The sequence below is a fragment of the Pseudomonas sp. 2 genome, assembly GCF_056627435.1.
This window is the reverse complement of the sequence record NZ_JBWXNG010000005.1, coordinates 31843-54852: the sequence shown is the minus strand read 5'-3', so window position 1 is coordinate 54852 and position 23010 is coordinate 31843. Positions and strand designations below refer to the sequence as shown.

The window sequence follows — 23010 nt, the reverse complement described above, 5'->3', positions numbered from 1 at the left end:
AAAAGAGCATGCAACGATTCGGAGGGGAGCCCAGGCTCCCCTTCATGCTGTCTGGCGTTTGCAAAACGCTACTCTCCCTCCCCCCTTCGCACACGTAGCAGCGCGGCTTGCCGGCGGGTGCGGTGTGTCTGTGACGAATATGTCGTCTGATACACCGCCCGCCGGCAAGCCGTGCTGCTACGGTTTTGTATCGTACCCACCGGCCGGCACCTCACGCTCGTTGACATTCGATCAGCTACAGGTTTACGTTAACGTAAAGGTTATGCAGATCACCTCTCTCTGACAGCCCCTCCAAGAACAACAAGGGAACGCAGTCTCATGAACTACCCCACCCTCAATTTCGGCCTCGGCGAAACCCTCGACATGCTGCGCGATCAGGTTCAGGCCTTCGTCGCCGCAGAGCTCACTCCCCGCGCCGCGCAGATCGACAAGGACAACCTGTTTCCCGCCGACATGTGGCGCAAATTCGGCGAGATGGGCCTTTTGGGCATTACCGTCGGCGAAGAGTACGGCGGCGCGGGCCTGGGTTATCTGGCCCACGTGGTGGCCATGGAAGAGATCAGCCGTGGCTCGGCGTCCGTTGCGCTGTCGTACGGTGCGCACTCCAACCTGTGCGTGAACCAGATCAACCGCAACGGCAATCCCGAGCAGAAAGCCCGCTACCTGCCCAAATTGATCAGCGGCGAGCACATCGGTGCCCTGGCGATGAGCGAGCCCAATGCCGGCTCCGACGTGGTGTCGATGAAGCTGCGCGCCGACAAGCGCGGCGACCGCTTCGTGCTCAACGGCAGCAAGACCTGGATCACCAACGGCCCGGACGCCAACACCTACGTGATCTACGCCAAGACCGACCTGGACAAGGGCCCCCACGGCATCAGCGCATTCATCGTCGAGCGCGACTGGAAGGGTTTTTCCCGCAGCAACAAGTTCGACAAGCTCGGCATGCGCGGCTCCAACACCTGCGAGCTGTTCTTCGACGATGTCGAGGTGCCTGAAGAAAACCTGCTCGGCGCACTCAACGGCGGGGTCAAGGTGCTGATGAGCGGCCTGGATTACGAGCGCGTGGTGTTGTCCGGCGGCCCGACCGGGATCATGCAGGCCTGCATGGACGTGGTGCTGCCCTACATTCACGACCGCAAGCAGTTCGGCCAGAGCATCGGCGAGTTCCAGCTGATCCAAGGCAAGGTCGCCGACATGTACACCCAGCTCAACGCCAGCCGCGCCTACCTGTACGCCGTGGCCCAGGCCTGCGAGCGCGGCGAAACCACGCGCAAGGACGCCGCCGGGGTGATCCTCTACACCGCCGAGCGCGCCACCCAGATGGCCCTGGACACGATCCAGATCCTCGGCGGCAACGGCTACATCAACGAATTCCCCGCTGGCCGTCTGTTGCGCGACGCCAAGCTGTACGAAATCGGCGCCGGGACCAGTGAGATCCGTCGCATGCTGATTGGCCGCGAACTGTTCAACGAAACCCGCTAAGCGCGCAGGAGGCAGCATGAGTATTGTGCAGACCCGCATCAATCCGCGTTCGGCAGAGTTTCAGGGCAACAGCGAGGCGTTGTGCAAGCAGGTGGACGAGCTGCACACCCTGCTCGCCCGGGTTCATGAAGGTGGCGGCGCCAAAGCGCAGGAGCGCCACACTTCGCGAGGCAAGTTGCTGCCTCGCGAGCGGATCAACCGCTTGCTGGACACAGGCTCGCCGTTCCTCGAAATCAGCCAGTTGGCCGCCTTCGAGGTGTATGGCGAGGACGTGCCGGCCGCCGGGGTCATCGCCGGGATCGGCCGCATCGAAGGCGTCGAGTGCATGATCATTGCCAACGACGCGACGGTCAAAGGCGGCACCTATTACCCGCTGACGGTGAAAAAGCACCTGCGCGCCCAGGCCATCGCCCAGCAAAACCGCCTGCCCTGCATTTACCTGGTGGATTCGGGCGGCGCCAACCTGCCGCGCCAGGACGAAGTGTTCCCCGATCGCGAGCACTTCGGGCGAATCTTCTTCAATCAGGCCAACATGAGCGCCCAGGGCATCCCGCAGATCGCGGTGGTCATGGGCTCCTGCACCGCCGGTGGCGCCTATGTACCAGCGATGGCCGACGAGGCGATCATGGTGCGCCAGCAGGCGACGATTTTCCTGGCCGGTCCGCCGCTGGTCAAAGCCGCCACCGGCGAGGTGGTCAGCGCCGAGGATCTGGGCGGCGCCGACGTGCATTGCAAGATCTCCGGCGTGGCCGATCATTACGCCGACAGCGACGAACACGCACTGGAACTGGCCCGACGCAGCGTCGCCAACCTCAACTGGCGCAAACTGGGCCAAGTTCAGCAACGGGCAGCGATCGCGCCGCTCTACCCCGCTGACGAACTCTACGGCGTTATCTCTGCCGACCCCAAGCAGCCTTTCGATGTGCGCGAAGTGATCGCGCGGCTGGTGGATGGCTCGGTGTTCGACGAATTCAAGGCCCTGTTCGGCACCACGCTGGTCTGCGGCTTCGCCCATCTGCATGGCTATCCAGTGGCGATCCTGGCCAACAACGGCATCCTGTTCGCCGAAGCTGCGCAAAAAGGCGCGCACTTTATCGAGCTGGCCTGCCAGCGCGGCATCCCGCTGATCTTTTTGCAGAACATCACCGGCTTCATGGTCGGCCAGAAGTACGAGGCCGGCGGCATCGCCAAGCACGGCGCCAAACTGGTCACCGCCGTGGCTTGCGCCAGTGTGCCCAAGTTCACGGTGATCATCGGCGGCAGCTTTGGCGCCGGCAACTACGGCATGTGCGGCCGCGCCTACGACCCGCGGTTCCTGTGGATGTGGCCCAACGCGCGGATCGGCGTGATGGGCGGCGAGCAGGCGGCGGGCGTGCTGGCACAGGTCAAGCGCGAGCAGGCCGAACGCAGCGGCCAGCCGTTCAGCGCCGAGCAGGAAGTCGAGATCAAGCGGCCGATCCTCGACCAGTACGAACACCAGGGCCACCCCTACTATTCCAGCGCCAGGCTGTGGGACGACGGGGTCATCGACCCGGCGCAAACCCGCGACATCCTTGCGCTGGCCATCAGCGCCTCACTGAACGCGCCCGTCGAAGCGACCCGCTTCGGCGTGTTCCGCATGTGACCCAAGGGAGCTGTCATGAACGACGTCATGAATGACTTCGACACGCTGGAACTGGAACGCGACCCGCGCGGCTTTGTCACCCTGTGGCTCGACCGCGCGGAAAAGAACAACGCCTTCAACGCGCAGATGATCCGCGAGCTGCTCATCGCCCTGGAGCGCATCCAGGCCGACGCCAGCCTGCGTTTCATGCTGCTGCGCGCCCGCGGCCGGCATTTCAGCGCCGGCGCGGATCTGGCCTGGATGCAGGAATCGGCCAATCTGGACTACAACACCAACCTGGCCGACGCCCGGGAGCTGGGCGAGCTGATGTACAACCTCGCCAAGCTCAAGCTGCCGACCCTGGCGGTGGTGCAAGGCGCCGCATACGGCGGCGCGCTGGGCCTGATCAGTTGCTGTGACATGGCCATTGGCGCCAGCGACGCACAGTTCTGCCTGTCGGAAGTGAAGATTGGCCTGGCCCCGGCCGTGATCAGCCCCTTCGTGATTCAGGCCATCGGCGAGCGGCATGCGCGGCGCTATGCCCTGACCGCCGAGCGCTTCGATGGCGTACGCGCCCGGGAAATCGGCCTGCTGGCCGAGGCGTATCCGGCCGAAGAACTGCCGGCGGCGGTGACGCAATGGGTCGACAACCTGCTGCTCAACAGCCCGCAGGCCATGCGCGTGAGCAAGGACCTGCTGCGCGAGGTAGGCCACGGCGAGTTGACCGCGCCGCTGCGGCGTTTCTGCGAAAGCGCCATCGCCCGCATCCGGGTCAGCGCCGAAGGCCAGGAAGGCCTGCGGGCGTTTCTGCAAAAGCGCGAGCCTGCCTGGCGCGCCGACACCACGCCCTCGAATGACAAGAACGGAGAGCCTCGCACATGAGTGGCGTAGCCAAGACCACCCTGACTTCGATCATGATCGCCAACCGTGGCGAAATCGCCTGCCGCGTGATGCGCACCGCCAAAGCCATGGGCCTGACCACCGTGGCGGTCCACAGCGCCACCGACCGCAACGCCCGGCATGTGCGCGAAGCCGATATCGCCGTGGACCTGGGCGGCAGCAAGGCCGCCGACAGTTACCTGCAGATTGACAAGCTGATCGCCGCCGCCAAAAGCAGTGGCGCCCAGGCGATCCATCCCGGCTACGGGTTCCTCTCTGAAAACGCCGGGTTTGCCCGCGCAGTGGAACAGGCCGGCCTGGTCTTCCTCGGCCCGCCCGCCTCGGCCATCGACTCGATGGGCAGCAAGTCGGCAGCCAAATCGCTCATGGAAGCCGCCGGCGTGCCACTGGTGCCCGGTTACCACGGCGAGGCGCAAGATGCAGCGACCTTCCGCGACGCCGCAGCACGCATCGGTTACCCGGTGCTGCTCAAGGCCACGGCGGGCGGCGGCGGCAAGGGCATGAAAGTCGTCGAACGCGATGAGGACCTGGCCCAGGCGCTGGAATCGGCCCAGCGCGAGGCGCAATCCTCGTTCGGCGACTCGCGGATGCTGGTGGAAAAATACGTCCTCAAGCCGCGTCACGTGGAAATCCAGGTGTTCGCCGACCAGCACGGCAACTGCCTGTACCTCAACGAGCGCGACTGCTCCATCCAGCGCCGCCATCAGAAAGTCGTGGAAGAAGCCCCGGCTCCCGGCCTGAGTCCCGACTTGCGGCGCGCCATGGGCGAGGCCGCAGTGCGGGCCGCGCAAGCGATCGGTTACGTGGGCGCAGGTACCGTGGAGTTTCTGCTGGATGCCCGCGGCGAATTTTTCTTCATGGAAATGAACACCCGGCTGCAGGTCGAGCACCCGGTCACCGAAGCCATCACCGGGCTGGACCTGGTGGCCTGGCAGATCCGCGTGGCCCAGGGCGAGCCGCTGCCGATCACCCAGGATCAGGTGCCGCTAAAGGGCCACGCCATCGAAGTGCGGCTGTACGCCGAAGACCCGGCCAATGACTTCCTGCCCGCCACCGGCACGCTGGCGGTCTATCGGGAATCGGCCCAGGGCGCGGGGCGGCGGGTCGACAGCGGCGTGAGCGAAGGCGATGAGATCTCGCCGTTCTACGACCCGATGCTCGGCAAGCTGATCGCCTGGGGCGAAGACCGCGAACAGGCGCGCTTGCGTCTGCTGTCGATGCTCGACGAGTTTGCCATTGCCGGTGTGCGCACCAACCTGGCGTTCCTGCGCCGGATCATCGCCCATCCGGCCTTTGCCGCAGCCGAGCTGGATACCGGGTTCATTCCGCGTTATCAGAGTGAGCTGCTGCCAGACGCCGAAAGTTTGTCCGATGAATTCTGGCAATTGGCGGCCCAAGCCTGGCAACTGAGCACGCCAGCGACAGTACGCGACGATGACCCGCATTCCCCTTGGGCCGCGACTGACGGGCTGCGCCTGGGTTTGGCCAAAGACGTCGATGTGCATTTGAGGTGCGGTGCGGAGCATCGCTCGATCAAGTTGCGTTCGAGCGAAACAGACGGTCTTCGACTGACCGGAGAGCGACTGATCATCGAGCGTGATGGCCTGCGTCGCCAGACAACGGCGATCCGGGACGCAGACACCCTATATCTGGGCTGGCAAGGCGAGCTGCACGCGATCAAACGCTTTGACCCGATCGCTGCCGTCGAGGCCAGCCACACCCAGCAAGGCGGCCTCAGCGCGCCCATGAACGGCAGTATCGTCAGGGTATTAGTGGCGGTTGGCGATCAGGTTGAAGCCGGTATGCCGCTGGTGGTGCTCGAGGCGATGAAGATGGAGCACAGCATTCGTGCCAGCCATGCCGGGAGCGTTGCGGCGTTGTATTGCACGGAGGGCGAGATGGTCAGTGAAGGGACGGTTTTGGTGGAGTTGAAGACAGATTGAATATCCATCCGTAGGAGCGCGCTTGCCCGCGATACGATTGTGCCATCACCATCCTTGGTGGCTGGAACTCCGTCATCGCGGGCAAGCGCGCTCCTACAACGCTATGCGGCTACTTCATACAACTTCGGCAATTCCACTTCCCCGCTGATCAAGCTCTGGCGCATGCGCACCGCTTGCAATGCCGCGGCCTTCATTGCGCTTTCCTTGACATGGCCGTAACCGCGAATTCGCTCGGGCAGCCGTGCCAGGTTCAACGCGCTGAGGCGATTGCCGGCGGTCAGGTGATTGAGGATCAGCTCGACATCACCCACGTAGCTGTCGATCAATTCCCGCTCCTGACGCCGTTCCAGGCTGCGGCCAAATGGGTCGAACGCCGTGCCACGGAGGAATTTGAACTTCGCCAGTACATCGAACGCCTTGACCATCCACGGACCGAAGCTGCGCTTGCGCGGCGTGCCGTTATGCGGATCGCGCTTGGCCAGCCACGACGGCGCCAGATGGAATTCCAGCCGGTAATCGCCTTCGAACTGCGCCTGCAACTGCCGGGTGAACTCGCCATTGCTGTACAACCGTGCGACTTCGTACTCGTCCTTGTAGGCCAGCACCTTGAAGTAGTTGAAGGCCACGGCCTCGGTCAGCACCAGCGGTTGGCCCGGATACAGACGGCCTTCGGCCTCGCGAACCTTGCTGACCAGCGCCAGATAACGTTTGGCATAGGCGTCGTTCTGGTACTCGCTCAGGGCCTTCGCGTTCTTCGCCAGGCGCTGTTCGAGGGTCAGCTCCACAGGCTCTTTTGTCGCCACGGCCTGAGGATTGGCCGCCTTTTCCACCGCAGGCAGATCGAACGCCGCACGACGGCCCCAGAGAAACGCTTGCTGGTTGAGCGTCACCGCCACGCCGTTGAGCTCGATGGCCTTCTCGATTGCCTTGGAGGTCAGCGGAATCAGGCCCAACTGGTAGGCGTAGCCGAGCATGAACAGGTTGCTCGCGATGCTGTCGCCCATCAGTTTGGTTGCCAGATCCGTGGCCTGGACGAAATGGGTTTTCTCTGCGCCCACCGCGTCCTTGATGGTCTGCATCATGGCTTCAGCGGGGAATTCGGCATCCGGGTTTCGGGTAAATTCCGCAGTCGGTGTCTGCTGGCTGTTGACCACGGCGTAGGATTTGTCGCTGTTGAGCTTGGCGATGGCGTCCGGCCCCGAGGACACCAGCAGGTCGCACCCCAGCAACAGATGCGCCTCACCGGCAGCGATACGCACGGCAAACAGGTCCTCCTGGCGCGCGGCGATGCGGATATGGCTGACCACCGGGCCGAACTTCTGCGCCAGGCCCGCCTGATCCAGCACACTGCAGCCCTTGCCTTCCAGGTTCGCGGCAAAACCGAGCATCGCGCCCACGGTGGTCACGCCGGTGCCGCCCACGCCGGGCAGCAGAATGTTGAACGGATGCGCAAGGCTTGGCAGCTCAGGCTCCGGCAATTGGGCGAACACCTGGGTCTGCTCGGGCCGTTGCGGCTTGCGCAGCTTGCCGCCGTGAACGGTGACGAAGCTCGGGCAGAAGCCTTCGACGCAGCTGAAATCCTTGTTGCAGGCGCTCTGGTCGATCTCGCGCTTGCGCCCTTCTGCGGTCTCTTTGGGCAGAATCGACAGGCAGCCGGACTTGGCGCCGCAATCCCCGCAACCCTCGCAGACCGCCGGGTTGATCACCGCGCGCTTGTCGAGATCGAGCATGGTCCCGCGCTTGCGCCGACGGCGTTTCTCGGTGGCACAGGTCTGGTCATAAATGATCACCGACACGCCTTTGAATTCGCGCAGTTCACGCTGCACGCTGTCCAGGTCGCGGCGATGGTGGAAGGTAGTGATCGGCGCGAAGGCCTCGCGGCTCGGGTATTTGTCCGGATCATCCGAGACCAGCGCAATGCGCTGCACGCCTTCGTTGAACACCTGGCGGCTGAGCTGATCGACCCGCAGGATGCCGTCGATAGGCTGGCCGCCGGTCATCGCCACGGCGTCGTTGTAGAGGATCTTGTAAGTGATGTTGACCTTCGACGCGACGGCCGCACGCAGGGCCAGATGGCCGGAGTGGAAGTAGGTGCCGTCGCCCAGGTTCTGGAACACGTGAGGCGTTTCGGTGAACGGCGCCTGGCCGATCCAGGTCACGCCCTCGCCGCCCATCTGGGTGAAGGTGTCGGTTTCCCGGTCCATCCAGATGGTCATGTAATGGCAGCCGATGCCCGCCAGCGCGCGGCTGCCTTCGGGCACCTTGGTCGAGCTGTTGTGTGGGCAGCCCGAACAGAAATGCGGGGTGCGCTGAGTCTTGAACAGCGGCGCGGCCAGGGCCTTTTCCTTGTCGGCGAGGAATTGCAGGCGCGCTTCGATTTTCGCGCTGCTGTAGATCGGCGCAAGGCGTTTGGCGATCACCCGGGCAATCATCGCCGGGGTCAATTCGGCAAGGTTTGGCAGCAATGAGCGGCCATCCTCGTCAAATTCGCCGACGACCCGAGGGCGTTGATCCACCGGCCAGTTGTACAACTGGCCGGTCAACTGGTCCTCGATGACGCTGCGTTTTTCCTCGACCACCAGAATCTCGTCCAGGCCTTCGGCGAAGTCGTGCACCGACACCGGTTCCAGCGGCCAGCTCATGCCCACCTTGAGCACGCGAATGCCGACCGAGGCGCACAGCGCTTCGTCGATGCCCAGTTCTTCCAGTGCCTGGCGCACGTCCAAATAGGATTTGCCGGTGGTGATGATGCCCAGGCGCGGCGTCGGCGAGTCGATCACCACTTTGTTGAGGTTGTTGGCCCGGGCGAACGCGCGGGCGGCGTAGATCTTGTAAGTATTGAGGCGCGCTTCCTGCGCCAGCGGCGGGTCAGGCCAGCGAATGTGCAGGCCGCCTTCGGGCAGCTCGAAGTCTTCGGGAATTTGCGTCTGGATGCGCAGCGGATCGACTTCCACCACCGCCGAGGAGTCGACGTTTTCGGCAATGGTTTTCATCGCCACCCAGCACCCGCTGTAGCGCGACAGCTCCCAGCCGATGATGCCGTAGTCGAGGATTTCCTGGACGTTGCTGGGGTTGAGCACCGGAATCATCGCCGCGATGAAAGCGTGCTCGCTCTGGTGGGCGATGGTCGAGGATTTGCAGCCATGGTCGTCGCCCGCGAGGATCAGCACCCCGCCATTTTCAGCGACACCGGCCGAGTTACCGTGCTTGAAGACGTCGCCGCAGCGATCGACGCCTGGCCCCTTGCCGTACCACAAGGCGAACACGCCGTCGTACTTGCCGTGGGGAAACAGATTGACCTGTTGGCTGCCCCACACCGCCGTGGCCGCCAACTCTTCGTTGACGCCGGGCTGAAAATGGATGGCATTTTCCTGCAGGTAATCCTTGGCATCCCACAGGCTCTTGTCGAGGTTGCCCAAGGGCGAGCCGCGATAACCGGAAATGAACCCTGCGGTATTGAGCCCGCTGGCTTCGTCGCGCTGCTTTTGCAGCATCGGCAGGCGGGTCAGAGCCTGGGTTCCGGTGAGGTACAGATGGCCGGTGGCGAGCCGGTACTTATCATCCAGACGAATATCAGCCAAAGACATTCAGGCACTCCTTTGTTTTTATTAGTGCGTTTTGAATGTGGCGGGCGGTGCTGGCGTGGCCTTGTGAGTGACGCCTTTACAGCCCGGACGCCGGGACGGTTGACCCAGCATTCACAGCACCCATACTGCCTGCGCCGCGCAGGCTTTTTCTTTCTAAATGGGCCCCGATCTGCTGAAATCCTGCATGCCTGTTTCATTTAAAGAATAAAAAAGGGTCAATTCATGCAGGTCAAACTGAGCCCCCTCGATCGCAAAATCCTTCGCCTGCTGCAGCGCGACGCCGATATGTCCGCCGCCGAAATCGCCGAGCGCGTGGAGCTGTCGCAATCGCCCTGTTGGCGGCGGATCAATCGGCTGCAGGAAGAAGGCGTGATCGAGCGCAAGGTCGCGCTGCTCAATCCGGCCAGCCTGGGGCTGACCATGACCGTGTTCGTCGACGTCAAGCTGTCGGGGCACGGGCGGCGCTACCTCACCGAATTCGAGCAGGCCATCACCGGTTTTCCCGAGGTGCTGGAGTGCTACACCATGGCCGGGGACATGGATTTCATGCTCAAGGTGGTGGTCCAGGACATTGCCAGTTACGAGCGCTTCCTGCGCGATCACCTGCTGCAGAGCCCCCATGTGCAGGAGGCGCATTCGAACATTGCGATGAGCGTGGTCAAGAGGACGACCGAGTTGCCGCTGGATTGACGTTGATTGTGTTCACACCGCCGCCCCCGTAGCAGCACGGCTTGCCGGCGGGATCGATCTTGAACTGGAGGGTGATCGTACGGGCCAACCCGCCGGCAAGCCGTGCTGCTACGGGCGGTCAGTCTTGAGGTCTTTGAATGCGGGAAGACGCGCGAAAAATATTGTTCACGCAAATGCGAAAAAACATTTGACGTGCAAATGATAATGATTATTATTGAGCGCAACCAGTCGCGAGACTGGTTGGTAACCCAGAAGCCTTAGGTCGGCTTCCGGATTATCTCCTCATCAGGCTAATCACGGTTTTTGACCCGGCTTTTTGCCGGGTCTTTTTTTTTCGTGCCCTTCAAGGGTCTGGGTTCGGTCTGGTGCTGCTTCTTCAGGCTAATGAAGAGCGTTGGCGGGTCATGATTCTGTGTCATGCCTCAGCGATGGCGCGCATGATAGCAAAAGAAAATTGAGCGCTGAACTGCCAGAGCGGTCAAAAACGACATATTTGGTAAAAAAGTTGAGAAAAACGACCTGCCACACTTGAGAATGAATCTCATAAGCACTAACATCGTTGCGCATCACGGACGATGCCCCCACTCCTCCCATCGGATGATCCACGGACGATACGCGAGTGAAATGCCATGACTAATCAGCTCACCTCCCCGTTCTCCCTGCCAACGCGCCAACCGGACGCGTCGGCCAGCCCTGAAACCGACCTTTTCCGTCGCCGCATCCAGAAGCTGCCGCGCAAGACCCAACAGGTCTTTCTGCTGAGCCGCCTGGACGGGATGGCCTATGCCGATATTGCCCGTTTGCTGGAAATCGACATCGAGTCGGTAGAACGCGCCATGGTGCGCCTGCTCGAGCAATGCGACGAGCCGAGTGCGGACGACGAAACCCGCCTGCAGGCCCATCGCTGGTACGTTCACCTGCAGAGCCCGTTGGCCACCGCCAGCCAGCGCATCGAATTCCGCCACTGGCTCGACGCCGACCATCGCCACTTGAGCGCCTTCCAGCACACTGAGCGCCTGTGGCGCAAGCTCGAAGCGCCGGCTGCGATGCTGGGCGCCAGTGGTGGCTACCGCCGCAAGCGCCGGGTGTACATCGCCTGGCTGGTGCTGACGGCCTTCCTGTGCAGCCTGTTGATGACCGCCGAAGCCTTTGTCTGAGTGTGCCGGCGTGGCAGGCCGGGATGACTCATTGGCAGAAGTTTCTGTCGCGGTACGCCCCTTTGATCCGTGTAAAGTAATCGTCATATAACAGCCCGGCGTGGCCGTCCCGAGTGATCGGGACAATCACCTGACGGGCGTTGAGTTGGCATTAACGTACTCAGGATCTTCCCGTGATTCAGACCCCGCTTTCCGTGACCTGTGATTTCGACAGTGGCAACGTCGTGGTGCTCGACACCAGCAACCCGCAGAACGTGCAACTGGCCATCCGCCCCGATACCCGCAGCGCGCATTTCCAGTGGTTCCACTTCAAGGTCGACGGCATGCAGGTCGGCCAGCCCCACGCCTTCAGCCTGACCAACGCCAGCGAATCGAGCTACAACCGCGCCTGGACCGGCTACAACGCCGCCGCGTCCTATGACCAGAAAACCTGGTTCCGCGTACCCAGCCACTTCGACGGCAAGGCCCTGAACTTCGCGCTGTCGCCGGAGCAGCCACAGATCTGGTTCGCCTATTTCGAACCTTACAGCCGCGAGCGTCACGACTGGCTGATCGAGCAGGCGCTGAACAAGACCGGCACCGAGTTGCTGGCCACCGGCAAGAGCGTCGAAGGCCGCGACATCCCGCTGCTGCGCAAGGGTGACGGCAGTGAGGGCAAGCGCAAGATCTGGATCATCGCCCAGCAACACCCCGGCGAGCACATGGCCGAATGGTTCATGGAAGGCGTGATCGAGCGCCTGCAGGAGAACGACGAGCAATTGCAGGCGCTGCTGGCGTCGGCGGATCTGTACCTTGTGCCGCACATGAACCCGGATGGCTCGTTCCATGGCCATCTGCGTACCAACGCCCAAGGCAAGGACCTGAACCGCGCTTGGCAGGATTCGACCCCGGAGCTGAGCCCGGAGGTGTTTTTCGTCAAGGAGCAGATGGAAAAATACGGCGTGGACATGTTCCTCGACGTACACGGCGACGAGGAAATTCCCTACGTGTTCACCGCTGCCTGCGAAGGCAACCCGGGTTACACCGACAAGCAACGCGAACTGGAAGCCGATTTCCGCGCGCGCCTGAGTGGTCGCACCAAAGACTTCCAGACCCGCTTCGGCTACCCGCGCGCCGAGCCCGGCCAGGCCAACATGAACCTGGCGTGCAACAGCGTGGGTGAGCGCTATAAATGCCTGGCGCTGACCCTGGAAATGCCGTTCAAGGACAACGACGATGCGCCAGATGTCATTACTGGCTGGTCGGGCAAGCGCTCCAAGCAACTGGCGCGTGACGTGCTGGCGACCCTGGGCGAGATGGTTTCGGTGTTGCGCTGACGTCAGTCTGTACGGCTTGCCGGCGGCGGCGCTCTCACGATCGATCCCGCGGGCAAGCCCGGCTGCTACGGGATTTGTGTGCAACCTCGGCCCCGTAGCAGCACGGCTTGCCGGCGGGTGCGTCCTTGAGGTCGCTGCCGCCGGCGAGCCGGACTGCTACAGATGCACGCCTAACCATCTACCCGCGCGATCTGCCCCGCAGCATGCTGTCCAGCACCTCGTCTCGCCGTACCCATCCATGGAACAACGCCGCGCCAAGGTGCGCGAGGATGGTCAGAAAGAATAGATACGCCAAATAACGATGAGCCGCACGCAGGAAGGCGAAGGTTTCGGCGTGAGCGGCGACGATGGACGGCAGGCGAATGGAGCTGCCGAGCATGACCGGGTCCCCCGCCGCTGAAATCATCGCCCAGCCAATCAACGGCATCGCCAGCATCAACGCGTACAACAGGTAGTGCGAGAGCTTCGCCGCCAGCGCCTGCCAGACCGGCAAATCAGCAGGCAACGCCGGGGTGACGCTGCAAAAACGCACAATCAGACGCATGATCACCAGCAGCAGAATCGCGATGCCCAGCGGCTTGTGCAGGTTCAACAGCCATTCATGGCGCTCTGACACCGAAGCCACCATGCCGGCGCCGATGAACAGCATCGCGATGACCATAACGGCCATCAGCCAGTGCAGGGCCCGGGCCAGCGGAGCGAAGTGCTTGGTTGAGGTACTCATGGCTGCTTCTCCTGCGCAGACGATTTCTCCAGTTGGCCGACTTCAGACGTGCGGCGCATGTAGGACGCGGCATAGGCGGCTGAACGCGCAGCCAGCAACGGATCGTCCGAGCCTTCGATGCCGTTGGGCAGCACTAGCGGGTCATAGTTGATGTCGCGGCAGGCGCCGTCCAGCTGCGAACTGTCGCCATCCACCACCAGGGTCCCGGCATTTACCGTCTTGTGCTCGCCGGTCCACGCCTTGGAGGCGTCATTGGTCGGATCCTGCGGGTTGGCCAGGGTCAGCACCAGGCTCCAGCGCTGCGGGCCACTGGCCAGCTTTTCAGACAAGTCCTGTTGCAGGTAGTCCTTGGCATCCGGCGCCGGGGCATCGCTTTTGGCCTCGGGCACCAGGCTCCAGCGCACCGGCTGGCGCTTGCCTTGGGCATCGACCAGCACGAAGGCGTTGACGCTGTTGTAGGTTTCGGTCACGAAGCTGGCGGAGGGTTTCGCGGTCTTGACCCACGCCAGAAATGGCTGGGCTTCCGGGTGCGCGGCAAAGAATGCCGGCGGCTTGGCCGGGTCCGGCTTGCCGGTTTTCGGGTCGGGCGCCGTGGCTTTCTGCAGGTCGACGAACGCCTCGACCGTACCCACCGGGAACACCGGCATGCTGTTCATGCCACTGCGCCATTGCTGGCCGTCCTTTTGGGTGAATTGCACCGCGAAGCTGCGGATCGGCGCGGCGCTGTCCGGCGAATAAGGGTTGCCCGTGGGCAGCGCCAGCCTGCCGATCACCGGGGTACGCCCGGCGGCGAATACCTGTGCGCGGGACAGCGCGCTGGCCGCGCCATTGCTCTCGAAATACCCCGCCACGCAGATGCCTTTGGGGTGATTGCGGCGATAACCGGGGTGGATGCCGTTGTTGTGCTCAAACACATCGACCACTCGCGCGGGCGTCAGCCGTTGTGGGTCAAGGCTGCCATTGACGTAGGCAAACGCCCCGGCGGCCAGCAGCAAGATCAGGCCGATACCGCCCAAGCGGGCGAGTTTTTCGGGTGTGCTCAAGGGAGGTTTACGCAGGTGTGGCGGCTCAGGTTCAATCATCGGTCACGCTCCGGGCCTGTGGCCTCTCGAAATGTCAGGAACTGAAACGGTTCACAGGGTGTGACGCGGCGCAGACGCGGTTATTCCATCGGCCAATATTTATTTTCAGGACGCAGGAATATTCTTCTCCGACAGACGTCTTCCCCTGCATACGATCCGAGCGGTCGAGCCTTCGACCTGGAAGCCCACCCATGAATGATGTCGACGATCAATTACGCGAGCTGTTGCCGCGTCTGCGCCGCTTTGCCGTGTCGCTGACCCGCGATTACAGCAGCGCCGATGACTTGGTTCAGGCCAGCCTGGAAAAGGCCCTGTCGGCCTGGACCCACCGGCGCCCCGAAGGCGACCTGCGCGCCTGGCTGTTTTCCATTCTCTATCGCCAGTTCGTCGACAATCACCGACGTTCGCGTCGCTACAGCCGCATGCTCGAGCTGTTCACCGGCGGCCGTGACGAGGAGCCGTACGAGCCGTCCGTGGAGCGGACCGTCGTCGCCCAGACCACGCTCCAGGCGTTCGAGCGGCTCAACACCGAACAGCGCGCCCTGCTGCTGTGGGTGTCGGTCGAAGGCCTGAGCTACAAGGAAGTCGCCGACATTCTCGATGTACCGGTGGGCACCGTCATGTCCCGTCTGTCTCGCGCGCGTCAGGCTTTGCGCCAGCTCAGCGAAGGCGAAATCACCACCCCTGCTCTGCGGATACTCAAATGATTACCTTGCCCCCCAGTGAACGCGACTTGCACGCCTACGTCGACGGCAAGCTCGACGATGCCGACCGGCAGACCATGGAAACCTGGCTGGCGGCCAACCCGGAACTGGCGAAACAGGTACTGGCCTGGCAACTGGACGCGCAGAACCTGCGGGCCGGCCTGAGCGGCGACTTGCACCGGCCGATGAACCCGGATCTGGACCCGGCCTTCATTCGCCAACGCTTGCGTCGTAACCGCAGCCGACATCTGGCCAGCGCCGCGATGCTGCTGTTGGCGGTGTGCGTCGGCGGGCTGACCGGCTGGCAGGCGCGGGAACTGACGCTGGCCAGCGGCGTGCTGCCCATGGCCGACGCGGTGCAGGCCTACCGCATGTTCGCCCTCAACGACAATGCGGCCACAGACTGGAACACCGCCAAACCGAACAATGTGCAGGTCTGGCTGGACAAGAACTTCGCCCAGGCCAACCGCCTGCCGGACCTTGAGTCGGTCGGGTTCAAGCCGGTCAGTGGGCGACTGAGCAGCACCGAACAGGGCGCGGCGGCGATGGTGGTGTACAAGGATGCCCAGGGGCGCACGCTGAGCTTCTACATTCGCCCGCCCGTGGAAAACCACCGCATGTTGCCGCGCGGCACCCGCCGCGATGGCGAGTTGCAGGCCGATTACTGGTCCGGCGGCGGTTACAACTATGCGATGGTCAGCCCGGCGGACGACCCGGCGGCCCAGGCGGCGCGGCTGGCGTTGAAGCGGCCGATCTGACCAGATAAAGCACCCGCCCCGTAGCAGTCCGGCTTGCCGGCGAGACATCCTCAAGATCGCTGTCGCCGGCAAGCCGGACTGCTACGGGGCGGGTTGGGCGATAACCGCCATCACCCGTTCAACTTCGCTGGATCCGGCTGCAACATGATCCTGTCCTGCAGGCTGGCCAAGGTGTCTTTCAGCCACGAAGTCCCGCGTCCCTGTTTCGCTTCCTTGTCCTCCTGAATCGCCTGCTGCAGCACGTGCAAGAAGTTCTGGGTTTTCGACGATTTCACCGGCGTGGTGGCGTCCGATTCCAGATGCCCCATCACGTAACGCGAAATCCGTGTGGTCTGGCTTGCCGACTGGGCCACCGTGGCGTTGACCAGCGCGCCCTTCTCGTAACCGATGCTGGTCTTGCTGCTGGCCTGGTCGTTGATCTGGTAATACAGGTAATTCTGCGAGGCCGGGTCTTTGGACAGGTCCAGCTTGCCCGCGCCTGGCAGCGGCTTGTGGAAGCTGGCCACCAGCGAAGATTGCTGATCCTGGACGATGCTGCGGTTGAGCTGATCGCGGCCCTTCGATTGGGTGGCCTGGGACAGCTTGTAGGCGAAAGAGTCCAGCTCGCCGGGCCGTGCCGGGTTGCCTTCGCTGCCCTTCTCGGTGACCGACGCGCTGAAATCGCCAAGGCCAGTCAGCAGGCCGTGGTCGGTATCGGTCAAATCGATGGAGCTGACGGTCTGCGGCGCCGTGGCTGCGCGAGTGTCGGGGTAATGGCTGTGCAGCGTGGTGAACGCGTCCTGGAACATCGACAGCAGCTGCGCATCACCGTCGCCGCGCTTGCGTGCCGCCTCGATCTGGCTCACATAACTTTTCAGCGCCTTGGCCTGCTGGTTGGCGTCGCCGAGGATGGCGCTGTTTTTCAGGTCCACCGAGACATCCAGATCCCCGGAAGCGCCGCTCATGCGCACCGAGCGGCCATCGGCATCGGCGTGCAGCGTCAGCGTCTGCACGTTGTTGTCATCGAGCTTGATGCGGGTGTCCAGGTCCACCGACGAAAACACGCTGGAATCGAACTGAGTCAAGGCATCGAGTTTCAATTGCGGCGGCTTGGCGGTCAGGCCGTTGATGGCGTCCTGAAAGCCATCGGCCATTTTGCCCAGCGCCAGTTGTTCCTCGTCGCTCAATTCCCCACCGCTGACCTGCGCCTGCACCGCCAGGCCGTTATCCGAGCTGGTCAGGGTCAGTTGCACGGTCTTGCCGCTGGCGGTCTTGAGGGTCAGGCTGATGCTGTTGTCCGCCGCATTGCTGTGCAGCTTGTTCTGCGCAGCGGTCAGTTCCGCCGGCGCAAGCGCCCGGCCGGTCGAAGAACGGATCACCGATTGCGAGATGTTCTTGCCAGTCTCGGCCAGTTGCGCCAGCAAGGTCGCGCCCAGGCCCTGGAAGCGGGAGCCGACGCCGGAACTGGCGAAGTTGCCGGTCATGTTCAGCGACACCTTGTCCTGTTGCGTGTACTCCCAGGCAGGCGGTACGTCAGGGTTGGTGATGACGCCCTGGGCGGTGTAGGTCTGGGCGTCGGTCACGCGGGTGTTCTGGCCCAGGGTCACGGTGTCCGCAGCCGAACCTGTGCTGGCACTGGTAACGGCAGTGGTATTGATGGCAGGCTCGTTGGCGGCCACCTTGGCCGCCACTTGAGGCTGAATGACAGAAACGGCAGATATCGCTGACATGGCAGGTCCTTGCTCGTACAGGACGTATTTTCCTACCCGGTGTGTCGGCAACTGCCCTGACAACTTGAGCCGTATCAGGCAAGGCTTGCGGCGATCTCCTGCAAAATGGCCGGGTCATCGATGGTCGCCGGAACGGCATACGCCTCGCCGTCGGCGATCTTTCGCAGCACCGCGCGCAAGGTCTTGCCCGAGCGGGTCTTGGGCAGGCGCTTGACCACCACCACGCGGTTGAAGCAGGCCAGCGCGCCGATGTGTTCACGCACCTGTGCAATCAATTGCTGCTGCACCTGCCCAGCATCGAAGGGCGCGCCATCCTTGAGCACCACCAGCGCCAGCGGCACCTGCCCCTTGATTTCATCGTGCACGCCGATGACGGCGCTCTCCGCCACCGCCGGATGCTGGCCGACCAAATCTTCCATTTCGCCGGTGGACAGCCGGTGGCCGGACACGTTAATCACATCGTCCGTGCGCCCCATGATGTACACCAGCCCGTCGCCATCGACGTAGCCACCGTCGCCGGTGTTGTAGTAGCCGGGAAAGGCCTGCAGGTATGCCGCCAGATAACGCTGATGATCGCCCCACAGCGTCTGGCTGCAACCCGGCGGCAGCGGCAGCGCGATGACGATCGAGCCCTGCTCGCCCGCTGGTAGCAGCTTGCCCTCCTCGTCCATGACCTGCACCGCGTAGCCCGGCACTGCACGGTTGCTCGAACCCGGTGCCGATACATGGCCTTGCAGCCCGAGACACGGCGCCGTCACCGGCCAGCCGGTTTCGGTCTGCCACCAGTGGTCGAGCACCGGTTTGCCGGTCAATTGTTCCAGCCATTGGTGGGTACTGGAGTCGAGTTTCTCCCCGGCCAGAAACAATTGCCGAATGGAACTCAGGTCGCGGCCCTTGAGCAGCTCGCCTTGCGGGTCCTCCTTGCGAATTGCCCGCATGGCCGTCGGCGCGCAGAACAGCGCATTGACCCGATACTGCTCGATGACCCGCCAATAGGCGCCCGCGTCCGGCGTGCGCACCGGTTTGCCTTCATAGAACACGCTGGTGCAGCCGGCCATCAGCGGCCCGTAGACGATCAGCGTATGGCCCACCACCCAACCCACGTCCGAAACGCCCCACCACACGTCCCCAGCGCGCATGCCGTAGACCTGCTGCAAGGTGTAGAGCATCGCCACCGCATGCCCGCCGTTTTCCCGCACGATGCCCTTGGGTTTGCCGGTGGTGCCAGAGGTATAGAGGATGTACAGCGGATCGCTGCTCGCTAGCGGGACCGGCGCCACGGGTTCGACGCCTTGCAGCGCGGCCTGCCAGTCCAGATCGCGGCCTGGCACCAGGGATGCCAGCGATTGCGGGCGCTGCCACACCAGCACCTGATCGGGCTGGTGTTTGGCCAGGTCTAGGGCCTTGTCCACCAGCGGTTTGTAGGGGATCACTCGATCGAATTCCAGCCCGCAGGAGGCGGTGAGCAATAACCGGGGTTTCAGATCGTCGATGCGCAGTGCCAGTTCATGGGCGGCGAAACCACCGAACACCACCGAATGGATGGCGCCGATCCGCGCGCAGGCCAGCATGGCCATCGCCGCTTGGGGCACCATCGGCATATAGATGATCACGCCGTCGCCTTTTCCTACGCCCAACTTGACCAGCAACCCCGCCAGCCGCGCCACTTCATCGCGCAATTGGTGGTAGGTGTAGCTGGCCTGCTGGCCGGTCACGGGTGAGTCGTAGATCAGTGCTTGTTGTTCGCCACGGCCCAGTTCGATCTGCCGGTCCAGCGCCAGGTAGCAGCTGTTCAGCGAGCCGTCGGCGAACCAGCGATGGGTGCCGTCGGGCAGGGTTTGCAGAATCTGTTGCGGCTGGCGATACCAGACCACCTGCCGGGCCTGCTCGGCCCAGTAGGTTTGCGGGTCGCTGATGGAGTGGTGGTAATGCGAGTCGTAGTGCGCGGCAATGGGTGGGCTGTGCGGCGCACCGTTCTGATCGTTCATCCATGGATCCCTGTGCTTGTTCTTGTGAGGACAGGAATGAAGCTAGCAGATGCACGGATGAACGCAGGTCGAGCGGTGGCCTATGCCGTTTCCGGATGTTCGCGGCGTTGCAGCAGCAGGCCGCCCAGCGCCAGCAATGCCAGCACCACCACGACCGCGCCGTAGACGTTGGTGGTGACGATCAGCCCTTCGGTCTTGACCGCCAGCCCGGCGATCAGCGCCGGCACGCAGAACGCCAGGTAACTGAGCACCAGGAAGGTCGACATCAACCCGGCGCGCTCGTGGGCATGGGCCAGCGGCAGCAGCAGGCGCAACGAGCCGAGAAAACTTGCGCCGAAACCGATACCAGCGACCACCGCACCGGTGAAAAACAGCCACAGCCAGCCCAGGTTGACCGCCACCAGCACCACCGACACGCCGGCCGCCAGGAAGCTGGTGCCCACACGCAACGCCAGGCGTGGCGCCTTCAGGCGCAGGTTCATGATCGACACCGCGCCGCTGATGGTCAGCGCCGCCACCGCCAGCCCGCCGTTGACCACCGAGGTCGAGCCGGTGGCCGCGGCCAGCAGTGAGGGCGCCAGCGACAGGAAGAATCCGCCCAATGCCCAGGCCGCGATGTCGGCCGGCAACACCAGCAGCAAGGTGCTGCGGGCCTGGGGCGGCACGTGCATGGCAGGTTTCAGGGATCGCAGCACGCCGGCCTGAGGCGTCACGGTTTCCGCCACCCGCCACAGGTACAGCGCCTGCACCACAAAGGCCGCCAGCAGCACGGCATAGGCCAGCCGCATCGGCAGCGGCGCGAACTCCACCAGCAGGCCAGTACCCAGCGCGCCCACGGCCATGCCGAACATCGGCGTGATGCTGTTCACCAGCGGGCCCTGTTGCTGATCGGTGTCGAGCATGGCCGCAGCCAAGGCACTGGAGGCAATGCCGGTGGCCACGCCCTGCAAGGTGCGCGCGGCGATCAGCCAGGCGACGTCGCTGGCACCGATGAACAGCAGCATCGAGAGGATTTCCAGCAGCAATGCCGCAAGAATCACCGGCCGCCGCCCGAGATAGTCAGACAGCGAGCCGAACACCAGCAAGGTGGTCAGCAGGCTCAGCGCGTAGACCGCAAAGATCAGCGTCAGCAAGGCCGATGAGAACCCCCAGGCCTGCTGATACAAGTGATACAGCGGCGTCGGCGCACTGGAGGCGGCAAAAAAGCAGAGCATCACCAAGGCCAGATACATCAGGTGACCCTGTCGCGGGCTCCGACCATCGTCTCGCGGGTTCTGCAAAGAATCAGACACGGGTAAACTCTCCCGAAAAAGCGCGCATTAAAAGCTAAGAATTTGCTTTAGCGAGTGTGCGAGCAAAAAACGCTTAAAGCAAATACTTTGTGTTAGGGTCCGCTTCATGGCTATCAAAGAAGGCATTCGCACCGGCGGGCGCAGCGCCCGGGTGCAGACATCGATCCACGCCGCCGTGCGTGATCTGTTGCAGGAACAGGAACGCTCCGCCCTCAGCGTGCCCATGATTGCGGCGCGTGCGGGCGTCACGCCTTCGACCATCTACCGGCGCTGGGGCGATCTGACCTCGCTGCTGGCCGACGCCGCCGTCGAGCGCCTGCGTCCCGACGAACCGGTGGACTGCGGCAACCTGCGCGCCGACCTGCGCACCTGGGTCGAGGTGTACCTGGAAGAAACCAGCTCGGCCCCGGGCCGCGAAATGATGCGCGACGTGATCGGCAGCAGCGCCACGCTGTGCTCGGGTAAATGCCTGAACATCGTCCGCGATCAGTTGCAGATCATCATCGATCGCGCGCAGGAGCGCGGCGAACGCAGCCCCAGTGCCGACGAACTGATCGATGCAGTAGTGGCGCCGATGGTCTATCGCATTCTCTACGCAGAAGCGGCGCCCACCCTCGAACGCATGTACCAGTTGCTGGACCGCTGCCTGGGCTGAATCGCCGGCGTTGCCCGCCCGGTTAGCCAGGGTGCCCGCCGAGTCGTTATGATGGCGGGCCCTGAACCATGGCGACCCTTCCCATGCACACCCTCGCAGACCTGCGCGCCGGCAAACTGGCAGGCATCACCCGGCTGGACCTGAGCTGCGGCCTGACGCATTTTCCCGAAGAGATCTTCAGCCTCGCCGACTCGCTGCAGGTGCTGAACCTTTCCGGCAACCAGTTGACCGACCTGCCGGCCGACCTGCACCGGCTCAAGCACCTGCAGATCCTGTTCTGCTCCAACAACCCCTTTACCCGCCTTCCCGAAGCGCTGGCCGGCTGCGAGCAGCTGTTTTTCATTGGCTTCAAGTCCTGCCAGATCGTCGAAGTCTCACCCCGCGCCCTGCCGCCACGGCTGCGCTCGCTGGTGCTGACCGACAACCGCATCGAGTCACTGCCCGACGAACTCGGGCAATTCGAGCACTTGCAAAAGCTGATGATGGCGGGCAACCGGCTCACCGCCCTGCCGCCCTCGCTGGCGTCCTGTAACAAGCTGGAGCTGGTGCGCATCGCCGCCAACCGCATCCGCCAACTGCCGCAGTGGCTGCTGGACATGCCTTCGCTAGCCTGGCTGGCGTTCTCGGGCAACCCGTTGAACGACGCCCATGTCGAAGAGCCGATCCGGCAGATTCCCTGGCCGCAAATTACGCTGCACGACGTGCTCGGCGAAGGCGCTTCCGGGGTGATCCAGCGCGGCGAATGGCGCGATGAAGAAGGCAGCGTTCAGGATGTGGCGGTCAAGCTGTACAAGGGCGAGCTGACCAGCGATGGCTCGCCGCTCAATGAAATGGCCGCCTGCATCGCCGCCGGGCAGCACTCGGACCTGATTCCGGTGCTGGGCCAGATCTGCAGCCATCCGCAGAACGCCAAAGGCTTGGTGATGGCGTTGATTGCCCCGCGTTTCAGCACCCTGGCCCGGCCACCGAGCCTTCAATCCTGTACCCGGGACGTCTACAACGGCACACGGCTGAACCTGGCGACGGTCCAGCGCATGGCCAGCGGCATCGCGTCTGCCTGCCGCCATCTGCATGCACGCGGCATCAACCACGGCGATCTGTACGCCCACAATATTCTCTGGGCGGAAAACGGCGACTGCCTGCTGGGGGATTTCGGCGCAGCGGCGTTTTATCCGGATGCCGAGACGGGAGCGCGGCTGGAACGCATCGAAGTGCAGGCGTTCGGGATTCTGCTGGGGGAGTTGCTGGCGTGTTGTGACGCCAGTGAGGCGCAGGTGGCCCTGTTGCGGGGGTTGCAGGCGCGCTGTGTGCAGAGAGAAGTCATGGCCAGACCACGCTTTTCAGAAGTGGCGGCACTTCTCATGGCTGAACCGACTTCCTGAATCTGGCGCCAATCGAACTGTAGGAGCGAATTCATTCG

The 23010-nt window shown here is 63.4% G+C and carries 17 protein-coding genes; 11 read left to right on the top strand and 6 right to left on the bottom strand.

Annotation, left to right across the window (positions count from 1 at the left end; genetic code table 11):
* Positions 1-318 precede the first annotated feature (318 nt).
* From AC1MEK_RS10010 to AC1MEK_RS09995, 4 genes are read left to right on the top strand one after another with little or no spacing between them, the layout of a single operon-like run.
* Positions 319-1482: an isovaleryl-CoA dehydrogenase gene (locus tag AC1MEK_RS10010; protein WP_480396112.1), complete on the top strand. Its 1164-nt coding sequence runs from the start codon at positions 319-321 to the stop codon at positions 1480-1482.
* Between the two features lie 16 nt (positions 1483-1498).
* A complete protein-coding gene (locus AC1MEK_RS10005) occupies positions 1499-3106 on the top strand; it encodes a carboxyl transferase domain-containing protein (protein WP_480396111.1) in 1608 nt (535 codons plus the stop codon).
* 27 nt (positions 3107-3133) lie between these two features.
* Positions 3134-3967, top strand: coding sequence for a gamma-carboxygeranoyl-CoA hydratase (locus tag AC1MEK_RS10000; RefSeq protein WP_480396416.1), 834 nt, complete (start codon positions 3134-3136; stop codon positions 3965-3967).
* Positions 3964-5928 carry an acetyl/propionyl/methylcrotonyl-CoA carboxylase subunit alpha gene (locus tag AC1MEK_RS09995; RefSeq protein WP_480396110.1) on the top strand — a complete coding sequence of 655 codons (1965 nt, stop codon included), beginning with the start codon at positions 3964-3966 and terminating at the stop codon, positions 5926-5928. The genes AC1MEK_RS10000 and AC1MEK_RS09995 overlap by 4 nt, the downstream gene beginning before the upstream one ends.
* Positions 5929-6029: 101 nt before the next feature.
* On the opposite strand, the gene AC1MEK_RS09990 is transcribed toward AC1MEK_RS09995, so the two are convergent.
* Positions 6030-9515, bottom strand: coding sequence for an indolepyruvate ferredoxin oxidoreductase family protein (locus AC1MEK_RS09990; RefSeq protein WP_480396109.1), 3486 nt, complete (start codon positions 9513-9515; stop codon positions 6030-6032).
* 222 nt (positions 9516-9737) lie between these two features.
* Here AC1MEK_RS09990 and AC1MEK_RS09985 point away from each other — a divergent pair, with 222 nt between their 5' ends.
* The 3 genes from AC1MEK_RS09985 to AC1MEK_RS09975 all read left to right on the top strand — a co-directional run bounded on the left by AC1MEK_RS09985 (position 9738) and on the right by AC1MEK_RS09975 (position 12678).
* Positions 9738-10205, top strand: coding sequence for an Lrp/AsnC family transcriptional regulator (locus tag AC1MEK_RS09985; RefSeq protein WP_480396108.1), 468 nt, complete (start codon positions 9738-9740; stop codon positions 10203-10205).
* Positions 10206-10834: 629 nt separating this feature from the next.
* Positions 10835-11362 carry a sigma factor-like helix-turn-helix DNA-binding protein gene (locus tag AC1MEK_RS09980; RefSeq protein WP_480396107.1) on the top strand — a complete coding sequence of 176 codons (528 nt, stop codon included), beginning with the start codon at positions 10835-10837 and terminating at the stop codon, positions 11360-11362.
* Between the two features lie 176 nt (positions 11363-11538).
* A complete protein-coding gene (locus AC1MEK_RS09975) occupies positions 11539-12678 on the top strand; it encodes a M14 family metallopeptidase (RefSeq protein ID WP_480396415.1) in 1140 nt (379 codons plus the stop codon).
* Between the two features lie 178 nt (positions 12679-12856).
* Here the strand turns inward: AC1MEK_RS09975 and AC1MEK_RS09970 are convergent, their stop codons facing one another.
* Positions 12857-13402 (bottom strand): cytochrome b, encoded by a 546-nt coding sequence (locus AC1MEK_RS09970; RefSeq protein WP_480396106.1) that lies wholly within the window; start codon positions 13400-13402, stop codon positions 12857-12859.
* Positions 13399-14484, bottom strand: coding sequence for a catalase family peroxidase (locus AC1MEK_RS09965; RefSeq protein ID WP_480396105.1), 1086 nt, complete (start codon positions 14482-14484; stop codon positions 13399-13401). Before AC1MEK_RS09965 ends, AC1MEK_RS09970 begins: the two co-directional genes overlap by 4 nt.
* Before the next feature lie 191 nt (positions 14485-14675).
* On the opposite strand from AC1MEK_RS09965, the gene AC1MEK_RS09960 reads away from it, so the two are divergent.
* Positions 14676-15191: an RNA polymerase sigma factor gene (locus tag AC1MEK_RS09960; RefSeq protein WP_480396104.1), complete on the top strand. Its 516-nt coding sequence runs from the start codon at positions 14676-14678 to the stop codon at positions 15189-15191.
* Positions 15188-15946 (top strand): anti-sigma factor family protein, encoded by a 759-nt coding sequence (locus AC1MEK_RS09955; protein WP_480396103.1) that lies wholly within the window; start codon positions 15188-15190, stop codon positions 15944-15946. Before AC1MEK_RS09960 ends, AC1MEK_RS09955 begins: the two co-directional genes overlap by 4 nt.
* A gap of 110 nt (positions 15947-16056) precedes the next feature.
* Here AC1MEK_RS09955 and AC1MEK_RS09950 read toward each other — a convergent pair whose 3' ends face one another.
* The 3 genes from AC1MEK_RS09950 to AC1MEK_RS09940 form a co-directional block, all read right to left on the bottom strand.
* Positions 16057-17655, bottom strand: coding sequence for a lactate dehydrogenase (locus AC1MEK_RS09950; RefSeq protein WP_480396102.1), 1599 nt, complete (start codon positions 17653-17655; stop codon positions 16057-16059).
* A gap of 74 nt (positions 17656-17729) precedes the next feature.
* Positions 17730-19643, bottom strand: a complete 1914-nt coding sequence (locus tag AC1MEK_RS09945) for a propionyl-CoA synthetase (protein ID WP_480396101.1) — start codon at positions 19641-19643, stop codon at positions 17730-17732.
* Positions 19644-19723: 80 nt separating this feature from the next.
* The gene (locus AC1MEK_RS09940; RefSeq protein ID WP_480396100.1) at positions 19724-20935 is read right to left on the bottom strand and encodes an MFS transporter; all 1212 of its coding nucleotides are present in this window, start codon (positions 20933-20935) and stop codon (positions 19724-19726) included.
* A 106-nt stretch (positions 20936-21041) separates the two neighbouring features.
* On the opposite strand from AC1MEK_RS09940, the gene AC1MEK_RS09935 reads away from it, so the two are divergent.
* On the top strand, positions 21042-21590 hold the full coding sequence (locus tag AC1MEK_RS09935; protein ID WP_480396099.1) for a TetR/AcrR family transcriptional regulator: 549 nt from the start codon (positions 21042-21044) through the stop codon (positions 21588-21590).
* Between the two features lie 83 nt (positions 21591-21673).
* Positions 21674-22972 (top strand): leucine-rich repeat-containing protein kinase family protein, encoded by a 1299-nt coding sequence (locus tag AC1MEK_RS09930; RefSeq protein WP_480396098.1) that lies wholly within the window; start codon positions 21674-21676, stop codon positions 22970-22972.
* Positions 22973-23010 lie beyond the last annotated feature (38 nt).